Source organism: Polyangium jinanense, from assembly GCF_028435365.1.
On record NZ_JAGTJJ010000020.1, the window covers coordinates 90,180 to 107,395 of the forward strand.

The 17,216-nt window shown below is 67.4% G+C and carries 9 protein-coding genes; 7 read left to right on the forward strand and 2 right to left on the reverse strand.

Annotated elements, in window-relative coordinates; genetic code table 11:
- Nucleotides 1–43: 43 nt before the first annotated feature.
- The 4 genes from KEG57_RS28135 to KEG57_RS28150 all read left to right on the forward strand — a co-directional run bounded on the left by KEG57_RS28135 (nucleotide 44) and on the right by KEG57_RS28150 (nucleotide 8,672).
- Nucleotides 44–6,391, forward strand: a complete 6,348-nt coding sequence (locus KEG57_RS28135; RefSeq protein ID WP_272458950.1) for an FG-GAP-like repeat-containing protein — start codon at nucleotides 44–46, stop codon at nucleotides 6,389–6,391.
- A complete protein-coding gene (locus KEG57_RS28140) occupies nucleotides 6,388–6,801 on the forward strand; it encodes an SMI1/KNR4 family protein (protein WP_272425706.1) in 414 nt (137 codons plus the stop codon). The genes KEG57_RS28135 and KEG57_RS28140 overlap by 4 nt, the downstream gene beginning before the upstream one ends.
- A gap of 41 nt (nucleotides 6,802–6,842) precedes the next feature.
- Nucleotides 6,843–7,295, forward strand: a complete 453-nt coding sequence (locus KEG57_RS28145; protein ID WP_272425707.1) for a hypothetical protein — start codon at nucleotides 6,843–6,845, stop codon at nucleotides 7,293–7,295.
- Nucleotides 7,296–7,976: 681 nt separating this feature from the next.
- Nucleotides 7,977–8,672, forward strand: a complete 696-nt coding sequence (locus tag KEG57_RS28150; RefSeq protein WP_272425708.1) for a hypothetical protein — start codon at nucleotides 7,977–7,979, stop codon at nucleotides 8,670–8,672.
- A 334-nt stretch (nucleotides 8,673–9,006) separates the two neighbouring features.
- On the opposite strand, the gene KEG57_RS28155 is transcribed toward KEG57_RS28150, so the two are convergent.
- Together KEG57_RS28155 and KEG57_RS28160 are read right to left on the reverse strand one after the other, a co-directional pair.
- Nucleotides 9,007–10,242, reverse strand: coding sequence for a hypothetical protein (locus KEG57_RS28155; protein WP_272425709.1), 1,236 nt, complete (start codon nucleotides 10,240–10,242; stop codon nucleotides 9,007–9,009).
- A gap of 9 nt (nucleotides 10,243–10,251) precedes the next feature.
- A complete protein-coding gene (locus tag KEG57_RS28160; protein WP_272458951.1) occupies nucleotides 10,252–11,142 on the reverse strand; it encodes a hypothetical protein in 891 nt (296 codons plus the stop codon).
- Between the two features lie 223 nt (nucleotides 11,143–11,365).
- Here KEG57_RS28160 and KEG57_RS28165 point away from each other — a divergent pair, with 223 nt between their 5' ends.
- Genes KEG57_RS28165 through KEG57_RS28175 form a run of 3 tightly spaced genes read left to right on the forward strand, consistent with a single transcriptional unit; the run spans nucleotide 11,366 to nucleotide 17,213 of the window.
- A complete protein-coding gene (locus KEG57_RS28165) occupies nucleotides 11,366–12,526 on the forward strand; it encodes an endonuclease/exonuclease/phosphatase family protein (RefSeq protein WP_272458952.1) in 1,161 nt (386 codons plus the stop codon).
- Complete coding sequence (locus KEG57_RS28170) at nucleotides 12,523–13,350, forward strand: hypothetical protein (RefSeq protein WP_272458953.1); 828 nt, start codon at nucleotides 12,523–12,525, stop codon at nucleotides 13,348–13,350. Before KEG57_RS28165 ends, KEG57_RS28170 begins: the two co-directional genes overlap by 4 nt.
- A 35-nt stretch (nucleotides 13,351–13,385) precedes the next feature.
- Nucleotides 13,386–17,213 carry a serine/threonine-protein kinase gene (locus KEG57_RS28175; RefSeq protein WP_272458954.1) on the forward strand — a complete coding sequence of 1,276 codons (3,828 nt, stop codon included), beginning with the start codon at nucleotides 13,386–13,388 and terminating at the stop codon, nucleotides 17,211–17,213.
- Nucleotides 17,214–17,216: the final 3 nt, after the last annotated feature.

The following is a 17,216-nucleotide window of genomic DNA, read 5'->3' on the forward strand; positions in this document are numbered from 1 at the left end:
CTGGTGCTTGACGTGGGGCCCAGTCCTCTGCGCACTGGCTTGCATGCGCTGGGCCAACGTCTTCCTTTCGTGCCTGCTCGTCCTCTTCGCCTTCGTGCAGGGCTGCACCTGCGAGAATGGCAGCGTGCCCCCTCCGGCGCCGGCCGTGATTGCATGCAAGCCCCAGCATCCATCGCTCCCGGCGGTGCGAGCAGACGGGCCGGCGAGGGCGGTCGCGGCCACGCTTTCGGCCTCCTTCTCGCTCACGGACACGGGCGAGGGCGCGATTTCGATTCCGCTCACGGCGCCCCGGGGGCGTGGTGGAATCGAGCCTGCGCTGTCCGTCGCCTATAACAGCGCCGCGGGTGACGGCGTGATGGGCGTCGGGTTTTCACTCGTGGGCGCGTCGGCGATCACGCGTTGCGCGAAGACGATGGCCCTCGACGGCGAGATTCGCGCGGTCCGATATGACGCGAGCGACACGGCGTTTTGTCTCGACGGCAGGCGCCTGGTGAAGGTCGCGGAGAATGGAGAGACGGTCGAGTACCGGACCCTGCCCGACGCCCACATCAAGGTGCTGGGCCATTTCAAGGGTGAGGAGCCGGCCTCGTTCGAGGCGCTCTTGCCTTCGGGCCACGTCGTCGCGTACGGCGAAGACGAAGGGAGCCGACCACGCGCGCGTGGAGGCGCCTCGCGCGCGTGGCTCTCGTCCTCGATGAGGGACTTGCGCAGCAATACGATGACCTACGGCTATTGCTTCGCCGAGGCGGACGGGTACACGGCCGAGTACGCGCTGGACGAGATTCGCTATACGAGCTTCGAAGGCGCGTCGACGCTCCCCGCGACGCGGGCGATATCGCTCGGCTATGGCACGCGGGACGCGAACGACGTGCGGTTCCATCACGCAGGCGGCATGAGGCTGCAACGCTCGCTGCGGCTCGACGAAGTGCAAATGCGCGGGCCGGGGGACACGTTGGTTCGACGATATGCATTCACCTACGACCACAGCGAGACGACGGGGCGGACGCGGCTCCTGGAAATGAAAGAATGCGGCGCGGACAATGCTTGCACCGAGCCGATGAGGTTCTTGTATCCGGCGCGGGAGCGGGGCTTCGCCGAGGTCGACACGGGCCTGCCCGCCCCGACCTCGACGCGCGCGAGCCCCTTGCTCCTCGACGCCGACGGTGACGGGCTGGATGACCTGCTCGTGCCGGACACGAGCGCGCTGAGCACGCCCCAGAATCCGATCACGGCGTGGAGGATCGCGAGGAACGCCGCGGGTACGCTCGGCGCGCCGAAGCTCGCGTATTCGCAAGAATGGCCGCTCGTACCCGAGCCGCCTCCGCCGGCGGACCCCTCCCTCATCCAGCCCGAGCTGGGCACACCCATCGATTATGATCAAGACGGCCGCGCGGACGTGCTGCTCCACGACGTGCGCGGGTGGAAGAACGACCATATCGTCCTTCGATCGAAGGGGGACGGCACCTTCGAGGAGATCGATACCGGGATTCCGAGGCCGTTCCCGCTCGGCGCGACGCCGCACGGCCTGCGATCGAGCGGTGGATCCGTGCATCTGGCGGACGTGGATGGAGACGGCGTGCCGGACTTGATCCAATGCGAGGATCATGGTGACGCCCCGGATCCGACCCTGTCTTCGTGGAGACTGCATTTGTGGCGACCGGGCGGCTTCGAGCCGACCTCCTCGCCGATCGCGCTCCTCGACGGGTATGGGTGCGGCGTCGAGCTCCATACCGTCGACATCGACGCGGACGACAAAGTCGAGCTCGTGACGCCAGGTTTGCGCATCTTTGGCGGCGACGAAGCCGTACAGCTCGCGACCTATACCGCGTTCGCACGAGCGAGCGACGGGACGTGGACGAGCGTCGATACGAAGTTGCCGCTCGCGCCGGTGGGCGGTCGCGTGATGTTCCTGGACGTCAACGGGGATCGACTGCCGGACGCCGTGACGGGCGGTTTCTCGGATACGCGGCTCTACACGAGGCTGAATACGGGGCACGGCTTCGACGCGTCGCCGATGCATAGCCTCGCATGGGATGGGGTCTTCCCGCAGGACACCTATTTTCGTCTGGCGACACCGCTCGATTTCGACGGTGACGGCCGGATGGATCTCCTCATGCCGCTCCGCGCGGGAGGCGGCCTGCTGCCGAGGTGGACCGTGCTCTGTGCGGCGAGCGGAGAGCTCACCTTCGAGCCCGTCGATGCGGGGATTCCCTTCGAGGCCGAGCTCGGCGACGCCATCACGCTCGCGGATCCTCGCGGGCCTCGCGTCTCCGACGTGAACGGCGATGGTGCCAGCGATATCTTGATGTTCATCGGGAACGCGCTCCGCGTGTTTCGCAACGAGGCAGTGGACCCCGACAGGGTCGTGGGATTCTCGGACGGCGTGAACGTGGATCCCCCCAACGTCGAGCTTTCGTATGGACACATGATCGAGGATCCGGACCATTATGATCCGCGGGCCGATCCGGCGAATGGCTGCGCGTATCCTCGTGTCTGCGCCGTCGGCTCGCGCCGCGTGGTGAGGAGCTACGCCACGATCGACGGAAACGGCGGCCAGCGACATTTCGACGTGCGCTACGAGGACGGCCGGTACGATCGCCGCGGGCATGGCTTTCTGGGCTTCTCCGCGCGTGTGGTCACGGAGCGGGAGACGGGCGTGGAGACGACGGACCTCTACGACAACCGCACCTATCTCGAATCCGGCGAGGTCGAGGCGTACCCCTTCGCGGGCCAGGCAGAGGGGCGGCATCTACGCTTCCCGTCGCTCGATCCTGAAAAGGACGAGGTCTCTCTCGTGGACGTGACGCCCACCTATATCCCCACGGAGAATGGCAAGAGCTATTTTACATTGCCCCTCACGCGGCGAACACAGCGGAGACAAGGCGCGACGCTCCTGCGCGACACGACGACGGAGGTCCTCGATTTCGATGCCTTCGGCAACGTGCTCGAGGTGCATCAATCGACCCTCGGCGTGGACCTGACCCTGCACACGACGCGCGTCGTCGAGAACGACACCGAAAGGTGGGTGCTCGGGCAGGTCCAGAGCCAAAAGGAGTGCAGCGCGGCCGCGGGAATCTCGCAATGCCGTACACGGACGCAAACGACGAACACGTTCGGCGAAGTCGAGACGGCGTCCCTCTCGACCGATGACGGCGGCCTCGAAGCGAGTTTGTTCGTGAAGTACGAACGAGACGAATTCGGCAATGTCACGACCGTGACGGCGGACGACGCCTTCGGGCACCATCGGGTCTGGCGCACGGCCTTCGATGCGGAGGGCATCTTTCCGGAGCAACGCACGAACCCGGCCGGGCACGTCACGCGCTCGAAATACGACAGCCGCTTCGGTATGCCGATCCGAGAGACCGATCCGAATGGACTCTCGACCGAGTGGTCTCACGACAGCCTGGGCCGGTTGCAGCACGAAAAGAGGCCCGACGGGTCCGAGACGTGGATGGATCTGTCGCGCGGGCCGGACGGGCACATCGTGAAGAGATCGAGGACGACCGGGGGCGCCGAGGACGAGGTGATCCTGGACGGTCTGGGTCAGCCGATTCGCCATTTCTGGTACGGTCCGGATACGATCGAGGGAGAGGGAGAGCCGCCTCGGTTGATGCAGGTCATCGAATACGACGATCGCACGGGGAAGGTCCGGAGGCGCTCGGTGCCGACGAGCGAGGGCACGCCCGACGCCGAGCTTCTCTTCGACGAATACGAATTCGACATGCTGGGGCGCGAGATTGTGCACACGACGCCCTGGGGGGCCGTCACGAAGACGACCTATGACGGCCTCTTCGTCGAGGTGCTCGATGCGCTCTCGAACCTGACCGTCACCGAGCACGACGCGCTCGGTCGTCCCGTGATCGTCACGGACGCGGCGCATGGGGAAACGGCGTCCACGTACGCGCCCTTTGGCGTGCTATCGAGCGTCGAGGATCCTGGCGGCGCCGTGACGCGCATCAAGCGTGATGCCCTGGGGCGCCCGCGGGAGATTGACGATCCGGATCGAGGCAAGACGACGCTCGTGCATGATGGGTTCGGCGATTTGCTATCGACGACGGACGCGCTCGGGCGCGTGACGACGTTCGAGGTGGACGCGCTGGGCCGCGTGACGTCACGCGTCGACAAAGAAGGCGGAGCGACGTGGACGACGCTCTTTACGTGGGACACGGCGGCGCACGGCATCGGGCGGCTGCGGGAGGTGACGAGCCCGGATGGCGTCAAGAGGTATACGTATGACGATCGGGGGCGAACGGAGAGCATGACGCTCTCGGTGGGCGGGGCGCAGTTCGAGGTGCGTTCGTCGTACGATGCTTTCGGCCGCGTGTCGTCGATCTCGTATCCTGGCGTCGAGCCTTTCTCGGTGACGTACACGCATGACGATCATGGCTATCGGGTGGCTGTGCGTGACACCTTCACGGGCGCTGCCTACTGGCGCCTCTCCGAGGTGGACGAGGCGGGGCGAACCCGGAAGGAGGTGTTCGGGAACGAGGTCGTGACCTCGCGGAGCTATTTTCAGGACAAGCAGGCGCTTCGGAGCGTCCGGACGACGTTCGGCGCGACGAAGATCCAAGACCTCTCGTATGAATTCGACGCGCGGCTGAACCTCACGAGCCGCACGGACGCGCTGCAGCCGCAGAACCCGACGGAGCGATTTCGTCATGACGCGCTCGATCGATTGACGTGCGCCTACTTCAGCGTGCCGCCGAATCCGGCCGCGCCCTGCGACGGCTCGTACGTGTATGCGCCGAACGGGAACCTCCTCTCCCGGTCCGACGTGGGCGCGTACGTGTATGGCAATTCCCTGCATCCGCACGCGGTGACGAGCGCGGGCGGGGACGGGTATTCCTATGATGCGGTCGGCAACCAGGTGATTCGCCCTGGCGCGACGGTGACGTATACGCCCTTCGATCTGCCTCGCGCGATCACGATGGGCGCGGGGACGACGACGTTCGGTTATGACGGCGACGAGGCGCGGATTCGAAAGACGACGCCGACGAAGGAGACGATCTACGTCGGGGACCTCTACGAGCGGATCGAGGACAAGGCGACGGGGGCGGTGGAGCATCGGTATTCGGTGCACTCGCCGGAGCGGGTGGTCGCGGTCGTGACGCGGGGAGGCGCGGAGGCGGGGACGCATTACCTGCACGTGGATCACCTGGGCTCCGTCGAGACCGTGACGGACGAGCACGGGAGCCAGGTCGAGAAGCGGAGTTATGATCCGTTCGGGCAGCGGCGGAACGTGATCTGGGGATTGCCGCCGCCGGCATCGCCCACGAGCAAGGTGACGACGCGGGGTTTTACGGGGCACGAGGGCGACGACGAGCTCGGCCTCGTGAACATGAAGGGCCGGATGTTCGATCCGCGGCTCGGGAGGTTCTTGACGACGGATCCCGTGATCGCGGACGTATTCGACGGGCAGAGTCACAACCGATACAGCTACGTCCGAAATAACCCGCTTTCGCTTGTCGATCCGACGGGGTTCGCGCCGGCGGGCGGGGTCGTGCAGCAGCCGGGGTATCCGGACGTCCCGTTGCCGGAGGATCACATTCGGCCGAGCCCGTGGTTTTTGGCGGGGCAGGAGGTGCGTCGGCTGCTCGCGCATGAGATCGATCCGCCCGGGGTCGGCGCGGGGGCGCCCGCGACGGATGTGGATACGACGGGGAGCAAGAGCGCGGCGAGCGTGGATCTGCCGACGGTGGAGATTCCGCACCCGTCCGGGCCGGGGACGGATGATCCGTTTGGCGTGTATCCGCCGGACGTGGTGCTGGATTCGAGCCCGATTCCGTTGTTCGAGCAGCTCTTCGCGGGCGGGCCGGGCGGCGGGCGGACCGCGTTCGTCGTGCAGGAGGAGGGCGGGATCGGGCGGGATTTGTCGATCCTGTTCGGGCCGGAGCGGGAGGTGATTCTGCTGCGGTCGCAGATAGGGGATCCGGTCCTGCGCGACCCGAGGGAGCAGGCCGCGGGGCGGCTCTTCTTCGAGGGGACGTTGGTGCTGGGCGCGGTATTGACCCCCGGGCCGGAGGATGATATCGCGCTGCTTGGTGGTAGGGCCCTGCGGCGGGGTCCGAACGCCGCAGGGGGTGGAGCAAGGGTTGGCGAATTCTCCGTCATCGACTGGAGGGGCTATCCAACTGGAGTGGCGAAGCCGACGGGCCCCTTCCGCCTTCTCGAGGGCGCCGAATACCAAGCGGCGCGGGAAGCTGCGAACAAGGCGAACGTCGCTCTTCGAGCCGCCGATCCGGCCAGGCACGCCGGGAAGCAGATCCACGAGATCCATCCTGTAAAGTTTGGCGGAAGCCCGACGGCCCCCGCGAACAAGGTGGCGCTGACGCCGTCCGAACACGCGAAGTACACGACGTTCTGGAACCGGCTGATGAGGGATATCCAATGAGTACGCTTGACGCCTTCTTGGCGACAGCCCAGACGCGGGCTGGAGCCAAAGACTCGGAGATCGCCTTGGTAGAACGCGAGATTGGTCAGCGATTGCCGGACGACTACAAGGCGGTCCTCCGTCGAAGCAATGGTCTTGAGGGGTTTGTTGCTCCGCATGCGTATCTCATGCTCTGGTCGATTGGTGGGATCCGCTCTCTAAATGACGCCTACTCCGTCGCGGAGTTTCTCCCAGGGGTCATCCTCATCGGCACAGATGGTGGCGACACGGGCTACGGCTTCGCGTGGGGGGAAGCAACGGCACGCTACATCAGCGTGCCGCTGATTGGCATGGAACCGAAGGCGGTGTCGATTCTCGGCAGCGCTTTGACCGATCTCATTAACCAACTGAGGAAGGAGAGCACGACCTGATGCATTATGCGCCTGGTCGAACGCGCTTTACGAGGCCGCTGATGAATGACCATACCTTCAAGACTGGCGTTGAGCGCGCACTTCTCTCGGCAGGGTTCGAACGGCACGGGAAGTTGCTGAGGCGGCATGACTCAAGCGTCTGGACGCTCGTCGGTACAGAGAAGGGGTTTGGACAGCAGTGGCACATCAACGTGGGATTCTGGCTAGAAGCACTGGGAGCTGCATGCCCTGCGCAGGTTGAGAAAACGCACCTCTACTTTCGCCTTGAGCGTCTATTCCCAGAGCACCACGAAACGATAGCGTCAGCAGGTGCGCTTGATGACCAGAAGCAATCAGAGGCATTCGGTAAGCTCAACGCGCTCCTTGTCGGCGAGATCGAGCGTGGACTCCGCGCGCTCGGCACCGAGGCCGGGCTCCGCAGTGCAATGGCAGCGGGCCGACTCACGCAGGGGCTGATCACAAAGGAGGCCCGCGAACACCTTCGAAGAGCGTAGCGCGTAAAGAGTTGCCCGGCGTGTGCCGCTGCGATCGAGGGGGCCGGAGCAAGAGCCGTAACACCGCTATGAGCCAGGTGAACTGGTGCGCCTAGTCGAACGCGCTCTCGGGTAGCCTTCGCGCCTCCTTGCCGGAGGATCACATTCGGCCGAGCGCGTGGTTTCTGGCGCGCAGGAGGTGCGCCGGCTGCTCCCGCCCCCGTCTGGGCCCGAGCGCCGGGTGGACGGGCGCTCGTCGTGCAGGAGCAGGACGGCACCGCGCCTCCCCCGCATCGGCCGCTTCTGCCGCATGGCGCGCGGCGCGCATCGTTGCGCGAGCGACGCCCACCTCGTGGCGGTAGCCCCGGAAACGTTGCGCGACGCACGTCCACGCCGTGGCCGAGGGTGCGGAAACGTTGCGCAAGCGGCGTCCAGGTCCTGGAGGCGCGTTCGGAAACGTTGCGCGAGCGGCGATCACCTCGTGGCGGTGGGCTCGGAAACGTTACGCAACCAGCGTCCACGCCGTGGCCGCGCCTCGCGCAACGATGCCGCGCCCTCGGCCATCACGTGCGGCGCGCTCGCGCAACGTTGCGCGCTCTTCTCCACGAGAAAACCATCACCGGCGCCGCGACGCGAACCTCTTGACGATCCCACGACCATGATGTGTGCTCCCTCGCGCTTTCCTGAGAAAGGATCTGCCTGATGTCCGTACTCCCGAACGCAAAGACTCCCATCGACAAGTGCGAGCACAAGAGCCTGCACACACGGACGATGCTCACGAAGTTTCAGGACGTCCCCGCCCTGGATGGTCTCGCCGCCAAGCTGGAGGCCGCGACGAGCCTGCTCCTCGCGACGCAGGACGCCTACAACGCGAGGGTCAAGGCCCTCATCGTCGTCCGCGTGGAGGTGAAATTCACGGACCTGCTCGCGGACCGGGCCGTCCGTCTCTCGCTCAAGCGCGCGGAGATCGAGGACGGCAAGCCCGGCGGGAAGATCGTGTCGATGCTGTTCCCCAGCGGATCGACGCCCATCATCAAGCCCGTAGGCAGCACGCAGGTGCAGGAAATGCGCGCGCTCGAAGGTCGATACGCAGAGGTCGGGGGGATGTATCCAGCAGCCGTCGACGAGGCGCAGAAAATCACGACACTCCGCATCCGCTACGAGCAGGCCCTCGACGCACGGCGAATGGGAATGGAATCAGCCGCGCAGGCACGCGCCGCGCGCAATCTGGCGAAAGAGGAGTTTCTCGACGTCTTCGCCGAGGTCGCGAATCGAATCAAGGCCGCCTTCCCGCGCGACAAGGCGACGCAGGATCTCTTCTTCCTGAAGGACAAAGTCGCCGCAGACGACGGCGATACGGACGACGCAGACAGCGGGGACGACACGGGCGAGGCATAGGATCACAAGCCGTCTCGCTGGGGCTTCGCCCCAGACCCGACCAGGGGCTATCCGCCCCTGGACCCGGACCAGCGCAAGCGCTGGACCCGGGGTCGATGAACTGCGCGATGCGCAGTTCATCGAACAGGCCAGGTCAAGACCGGCAGCGGCGTTATCCACGAAGACAGCCGCGCGGCTGGTTCGGCTGGCAATCCGGCTTCTTCGTCGGCCTGTTTGAAAAACTGCGCGGAGCGCAGTTTTTCAACCCTGCGTCCAGGGCTTGCCCTGGTCCGGGGTCGAGGGGGCGGACAGCCCCCCGCGGGGTCCGGGGCGGCGCCCCGGTCCGCTTCAGGTATCAAGGAAGGGCTTCGAGCTCGCCTTCCGCCTCTTTCACGTCCTTCGTGAACTCCTTGATGTGGCGGTCCCGCTCCTCGCTCTGCCATTCCGCATCGGAAAACACGCTCTCCGGGTAGGCCTTCGTCGTGTGGAATGGCCCGTCGCGCCCTGGGACGAGCTCGCGGTCGGGGTAGGTGTCTTCCTTGAGAAGGTACGCCTCCACGTCGCGTAGCACGAATGGCGATTTGGCTCGCTCGTCGAGGACGAGTTTGCCGAAGATGCACATTTTTGCTTCCTGCGCGCCCGCGCCGAGGGGGTCGTTGTGCTCGAGGTACGCGAATCCGTCCCCCTCGGCGTCGTCCACGCGGCCCACGACCACGTAGCGGCCCGGTTTGTCCACCGCGAGGCGCAGGTACAAGCAGAGCGAACCATTCTCGATGACTTCGCGCACGTCGCCCGTCAGGCGGGCCGGCGGCGCGGGCGTGTACACGACGTTGAATTGCGCGGCGCCTTCCTCGCCCTCGATGCGCAGATCGAGGTTGATCGCGATGGGGCCGTGATAGCCGCCGAACCCCTCCTTCGCTGGGGCGAAGAGTGCGGCGATCGTGGACCCGCCCGCGCCTTCGTCGGCGAATGCGACGCGGGCCGGGGGCATCGTGCTCGCTTGCGGCATCGTCTCCGGGACGCGGGCTTCGGCGCGGAGAACCTCGCAACGCGCGGGGCCGTCGCTCGTCGTGCACGAGGCCACGAGGCGCGCGGCCTCGTCGCCCACGAGATACAAGCGATCTTGCTCCAGCGTCACCCGCGCGTCCGTGAGCTTGTGATCCGGGCGCGCGAGCGGCAGCGTGTTCTTTGCGACGGAATGCGGCTTCTGGAGATCGGGTTTTTCCGAGAGCGGACGCGCGCCGGGCGGGTAACGTGTCGCCTGCACATACCCTTCGAGCGTGTGCCGCGCTCGCTCCAGGCGTTTTTCGGCGATTTGGCGCGCGCTCGCCTCCGCGTCCTCGCCCGTGCCGGCGTTTTTCGAGCCCACCCACCGTGGCTTCGGGCCTGCCTGGTCGCGGCCAGGCGCGGAGCCCGCGGATTGCGCGGGGGATGCGGCGAGCAGATCGTCTTCGGAGGGCGCGCGCCGCGGCGAGAGGCGGTCGCGTTGCCAGAAGAGCAGGAGGACCGCGGCGAGGACGGCCGCCCCGATGACGAGGCGCCGCCGTCCCGGCCGCGGGGAGGCCGTTGTTCCTGCCGAGCGTTTCGTCACGCGGCGGGCTTACTTGGCGAAGTTGACCATGTCGGTGCGCACCGGGGCGATGATGCCCGCCCAGGCGCCGTTCGCGTAATGGTTGTACTGCTCGGACGTGTCGACGAGCGCGACGTTGTGGTACGACCATTTCTGCTTGCCGTTGCTCGTCGCGGCCGTGCCCGCCGTGAGCGTACCGTCGCAGAAGAGGTCGCCCGCGTTGCAGAAGCCGCCCGTCGTGGAGACGCCGCCGGTCGAGTGGTACCCGACCGCCTCGTCGTCCTGGCCGGCGAGCGTGGCCGAGTAGAGCGTGCCCTTCGCGCCCGCGAACATGTCAAACCAGATTCCGCGGGTCTGGTTGTGGTCGTAGAGCGCGCGCATCGTGGCCGTCTTCAGGTCGTCCGTGAGCGCGTCGCTCACCGCCCAGGCGCCGATGTTCGCGAGCTCGCTGCCGCCGCCGGCGCCGCTCGCGACGTCGACCCACTTGATGTTCCAGCCGGTCTGCGTGCCGCCCGCATTGCCACACGTGCCGTCGGCCGCGGGGCTCGCGTTTTTGATGCTGCGCGTCGAGCCGCCGAATTTGTCGAGCGCATACCCGATCTGGGCGTCGCCGGCGCTGTGGGCGGCGATGTAGCACCAGTTCGCGCCCGTACAGTAGCAATCGAGGGCGTTGCGGATGCGGAAGTTCTGCTCGGAGATGTGGCTCTTGCCGTCCCAGTTGACGGCCTTCTTGTTGATGCCGGCCGCGGTCGCCGACGAACCCCAGTAGGAGAAATCGGTGTACGTACCCGCCTTGGTCGCCGTGCCGGTGTTCCGGCCGTGAATCCAGAGCGAGTAGTTCGTTGCCGACGCGTCCGGAGCGACCAGGAGCGCGGCGGCAGCCAGAGGTGCGAATGCGAGGAGGAGAGAGGCGCGGGACATCCTTCGAGGAGAATCGAGGGGGCCTTGGGTGTCAAGCAGGAACCCAGCCCGCGACATTCGAACGAATTGCAGAATGGTGGAGCTTTTCCGCGTGGGGTGGAAGGAGCCGTGAGCAGGGGTGGTCGGAATGGTGATCAGGTGGCGCGCATGCAGAGGTCGGTGACCGGGGGCCACACGTAAGGATCTTTCAACCGTCGGGGTGTGGCGGGTAGCATGGACGGTCATGGGACTCCTCACCCGCCGCCGCGCGTCATGCGCGCTCTCGATGTCGGCGCTCCTCGCCTTGCTCCCGGCCTGCGAGCCGCTCGCGGACGACATGGATTTCGTCCGTCAGGAGGTGCAGGTCACGACGCGCAGCACGCTCGTGCCGCCTGCCGATCCCGCGCCCGCCACGCTCAAGGTGATGGCCTGGAACGTGAAATACGGGGCCGCGCGGATCGACTTCTGGTTCGATTACTGGGGCGATCGCGTGCAGATGACGAAACAAGAGGTCGTGGAGAACATGGCCGACCTCTACCGCCTCGTGAACGAGTACGACCCCGATATCCTCATGACCGAGGAGATCGAGGTGAACTCCCGGCGCAGCGCCTATTACGACATGGTGCAGGGCATGCTGGAGGGCACGAGCCTCAACTACGCGGCCTACATCCAGACCTGGAACAGCCGCTACGTCCCCTCCGAGGGCGTCGGCCGGATGGATCTCGGCAACGCGATCTTCTCGAAATACCCCATCACGTTCGCCGAGCGGATCCGGCAAGAGGATCGCACCGATCAGGACGCGCTCACCGCCAAGTTCTACATTCACCGCATGATCGGGCGCGCCGTGATCGACGTGGGCGCGGGGAGGGACGTGGCCGCGTACGTGGTGCACACCGAGGCCTACGACGTCGACGGCACGAAAGGCCGTCAGATCCAGCAGATCTACGACGAGATCAAGAAAGAGACGCTCCCGTTCGTGGTGGGCGGCGATTTCAACGAGCTGCCGCCGACCGCGATCAAGCTCGTCGGTTTTCCCGATGAACACCCGAGCTCGATCGGCACCGAGTTCGAGCAGCCCCCGTACACGCCGGAGATCATGCAGAAGTTCTACGACGATTTCGTTCCCTGGGTGAGCCTCGAAGCCTACGGCACCACCGAGGCCGATCAGAAGCGTTATTTCACGCATACCGTGGCCGGGCCGCTGCGACCCGACGAGCAGGGCAATCCACAGTTCTGGAACCGCACCCTCGATTATCTCTTCGTCACGAAGGCCGACGCCTGGACCCCGGGATCGACCGACGTGCTCCAGGAGCCGGGGAGGCAAGGGATCACGAGTGATCCGCTGCTCCTCAGTGATCACGCGCCGGTCGTGGGGACCTGGGTGCTCGGGGGAGGGACGCCGTGAAGCGAGCGTGGTTTGCCGTGATCGGGCTTTTTGCCCTGCTCTCGCCGGCCCTCGCCGAGGCCGAGCCCATGGATGCGCGCGAGACGGCGCGGGTGCTCGACAAGGGAAAACTCTCCGGCGGGCTGATGTCGCCGTTCGAGCTCGGGCTCGGCGGCGGCTGGGAGGTCACGACGATGATCGTGCCGTGGCTTTTGCTCTCGCCGAACCTCACGTTCCGCGGCGAGCTCGGCCATCTCGGCAAGGGCGTCGTGGTGACGGGCGAATACGGACTTTCCGTGCCGACGGGCGCGATGCGCCTGACGCAGGGATATCTGTTCCCGAACTGGGAGAATTCGGGGCAGCGGCCCGGCTGGGTGGTCGCGCCGACAGCGGGGCTCTGGATCTCGGGCGGCGAGCGCGGGGTCCTGACGGGACGGCTGGAAACGACGGTCGGCCTTTCGCTCGGAGACAACCCCGCCACGCCCCTCGAGACGTACGCGCCGCTCGAGCTGCTCTTCGCGCCGGCGCTGAACGGGTTTCGGGTCCGGACCGGCCTGGCCTACGATTACGCGATCGTCGATTGGCTGCGAGCGCGTGCCGCCGTGAACGGATATGCGATCGGGCGGAGCCCGCACCCGCCGCGCTCGCCGTTCTACGCGAGCGCCGAGGTCGGGCTCGAGATCGGGCTCGGCAAGACGCTGCGCGTGGCGCTCGGGGGGATCTGGTACAATTACGATCAGCGCGAAAAGGTCCTCCAAAATGGGGAGGACGGTCGGTGGCGCAGGGTCCCCGTGCGATCGAACGATTTTTTCCCGACGTTCGACTTGATTCTGCGACCCCGGTGAAGCGAGGCTAGGGGTCTCTGGGGGAGGAGCGACCCGTGGAACATCTCGTGCAATTGCCGTCGGTCTCCGAGGAGCTCAGCCGGCGCTTTCTGATCCGCCGCTGCCTCGGGCAGGGCGGCTTCGGCGTGGTGTACGAGGCGTTCGATCGATCCCTCGGCTCGGACGTCGCCCTGAAGGCGCTGCTCTCCATGGATCCGGCGGCGCTTTATGCCTTCAAGCAGGAGTTTCGCGCGCTCGCCGACGTCGCGCACGAGAACCTCGTCGGGCTGCACGAGCTCTTCTTCGACGACGGCCGCTTCTACCTGACGATGGAGCTCGTGCGTGGCGTGAGCTTTCTCCGCCACGTGCGCCCGAGCCGTGAAGAACGGAGCGACGCGTCGGCGATCACGCTTCCGCCCCTGCCCACGGCCCAGCGCGCGATGGCCGTCACCATGGACGTCCCCGCCGTCGCGGGGCCGCACGGGACGATCGCCATGGCGACCTTGCCCCTCGACGGAAACCAGGCGTCACGCCCGCCGATCCAGCAGCCCGACGCGCACGGCGAGCTCGACATGGATCGGCTGCGCCAGAGCCTCGTGGGGCTCGCGAAGGGCGTGGCCGCCATTCACCGCACGGGCCGCGTGCACCGCGATCTCAAGCCCTCGAACGTGCTCGTGACGCGGGAGGGCCACGTAAAAATCCTCGATTTTGGGCTCGTGGGGTCGTTCGAGTCGCTCGCGCGGGATCGCGTGCTCGTGGTGGGCACGCCCGCGTACATGTCGCCCGAGCAAGCGACGGGTGCGTCGGGGGATGGAAGCTCGGACTGGTACTCGGTCGGCGTGATGCTGTACGAGGCGCTCACGGGCATCGTGCCGCACCTTTTCGAAGGGACGAGCATCGAGAATCTGCTTTACGCGAAGCACCTCGTCGATCCGCCCGATCCGCGGGAGATCGCGCCCGGCGCGCCGGCCGATCTTTCGGAGCTCGCCCTGCGCCTGCTCGCTCGGGATCCGAGCGCGCGCGCGGGCGCCGAGGACATTTTTCGGGTGGTCCGCGCCGCGCGGGAGAGCGCGCCGCCCGCGGCGCCGGGGAAGCGCGGCGCGAAGTCGAGCTTCATGGGACGCGCGCGCGAAATCGCGGCGATGCGCGAGGCGTGGAGCGCGTGCGTCCAGGAAAACCAGCCCGTGGTGCTGCACGTGCACGGCACGTCCGGGATGGGCAAATCGGATCTCGTGCGGCATTTCCTGGATGTGCTCGCCGAGGAGCGTGCGCCGATCATGCTCGAAGGCCGCTGCCACGAGCGCGAGTGGGTGCCCTACAAGGCATTCGACGGCGCGATCGACGCGCTCGCGCGGTTTCTCGGGGAGATCGATTCCGAGGATCGCGGAGCGCTCTTGCCCCCCGGTTTTTCCTCGCTCGCGCGTCTGTTCCCCGTGCTCGGAAGGCTCGCGGAGGAGGGGAGCGAGCCGGAGGCGCCCGATCCGCACGAGCTCCGGCGGCGCGCGTTCGAGGCCCTGCGCAGGCTCTTCGCAAACCTCGCGGAAGAGCGGCCGGTGGTGCTCTATCTCGACGATCTGCAATGGGCCGACGCGGACAGCGCGGCGCTGCTCGAAGCCTTGCTCGCGGCGCCCGCGCCGGAGCTTTTCCTCGTCGCGAGTTATCGCACCGAGGAGGCGCGCGGATGCGAGCTCGTCGGGCGGTTGCCCTCGGCCGAGGCGCCTGCGCCGGGCCTTCTGGCGCGCGAGGTCGTCGTGGGGCCGCTCGCGACCGAGGATGCCGAGGCGCTCGCGCTGTCGATCCTCGCCGAGGACGGCGAGGAGGCGCGAAGGATGGCGGCGCGGATCGCGCGGGAAGCCGCGGGGAGCCCGTTTTTCGTGCAGGAGCTTTCGAGGTATCTCCTCGCCGGTCATACGAGCGAGGGGCTCGACATGCGCGGGGTCGTGGCGGCGCGCGTGGCGCTTTTGCCGGCACCGGCGCGGCTCGTGCTGGAGATCGTGAGCACGGCGGGCAGGCCGATCGAGCCCGTGCTGATCAAGGAGGCCGCGGCGCTCGGGGACGAGGAAAACAGCCGCGCGCTCGCGGTGCTGCGGGCCGAGGGCCTGCTCCGCGCGAAGGGCGGGCGCGACGAGGCGCGCGTGGAGACGTACCACGACAAGATCCGCGAGTCCGTGGTGCAGGGGCTCGCCGAGGGAGATCTGCGCGCGCGGCACCGCGCGCTCGGTCACGCGATGGAGCTGATGAGCAACGCGGATCCGGAGGCGCTCGCGATGCACTTCCGGACAGCCGGCGAGCCTTCGCGCGCGCGGGCCTACATGGAGCGCGCGGCGCAGCGGGCCGAGCACGTGCTTGCGTTCGATCGGGCCGCGACGCTCTATCGGTTGGCGCTGGAGCACGCGGAGGCCGCGGATGTGGGGGCGCTCGAGCTCGGGCTGGCGAGCGCGCTGGCGAAGGCGGGGCGAGGGGCGGAGGCGGCGAACGTGTTCCTCTCCGCGGCGACGAAGCTCGACGCGCGGCCGGCCCTCGTGGCGCGGCAGCGGGCCGTCGAGCATTTGTTACGCGCGGGGCATGTGGACGAAGGCCTCGCCGCGGCCCGGGAGCTCTTGCCGGCCGTGGGCCTTCCGTATCCCGCGACGCCGCGGCGCGCGTTCGTCAACGTCGCCGTGGCCCGCGTGAAGCAGAGGCTCCGCGGCTACCATTTCCAGGAAAAACCCGAGCACGCGATCGACCCCGCAGCGCTCCATCGCATCGATCTTTGCTGGTCGCTCGGCAACGGGCTCGGCGGTGTCGACGCGGTCCGCGGCGCCGATTTCCAGGCGCGGCACCTCGCGCTTTCGCTCGAGGCCGGCGAGCTCTACCGCATCGCGCGGGCCTTCTCCTGGGAGGCCGTGCTGCGCAGCCTCGGCGGCGGCGAGAAGAACATCGCCGATGCGCGGGATCTCTCGGCGCGGGCCGAGGCGATCGCGCTCCGCATCGGCCATCCGCACGCGCTCGCGTGGTCGTGCGCGGGCAAGGCGCTCGCGGCGCACAATGCCTACGAGTTTCGCGAGGCCGTGGTGCTCTGCGAGCGAACGATCGCCCTCTTCCGCGAGGCTTGCAGCAACATCGCCTGGGAGATCGCCTCCATGTACGCCTGGTGGCTGCTCACGGCGCTCTTCTACGTCGGCGACGTCCGTTCCCTGCTCGACCTCTTGCCACGGTGCCGGAGCGAGGCCGAGGCGCTCGGCGATCGGTACATGGAGACCGCGCTCGGCGCGTTCATGACGCCAATGAGCCTGCTCCTCGAGGACCGGCCCGAAGATGCCGTCGCGTCGAGCAAACACGCCCTCGCGCGCTGGACCACGCGCGGCTTCCACACGATGCACTGGGGCGCGTTTTATTCGAGCACCCAGGCCCTGCTTTACCTGGGCGAAGGCAGCCGCGCGTACGCGGCCGTGCATGGGCAAATCGGAGCCCTTCACGCGGCGATGATACCGCGCACGGTCAAAGCGATCCGGCTGCGGCTCTTCGATCTCCAGGCACGAACGGCGCTCGCACGGGCGCGCGAGGTCGCGAATCCCGAGCCCCTCGTCCGCGAAGCCCTCTTCCTCGCCGAGCGCCTCGACGCGGAGCGCTCCCACTGGTCCGACGCGTGCGCGCTCGGCATTCGCGCGGCTGTATTCGCGCGGCGCGGCGACGTGGATCGTGCCCTCGTTTACCTCGCGCGCGCGCGCTCCTCGTTCCGCCGCTCGGACATGGAGCTCTTCGCGCGCCTCACCGAGCGCCGCATGGGCGAGCTCGAAGGCGGCGAGGCGGGGCGGGCGCGGATCGCCGAGGTCGACACGTGGCTCGGCGCGCAGGGCGTGCCGCGGCCGGATCTGCTCGCCCGGGCCTTGCTTGCCTTCTGACCG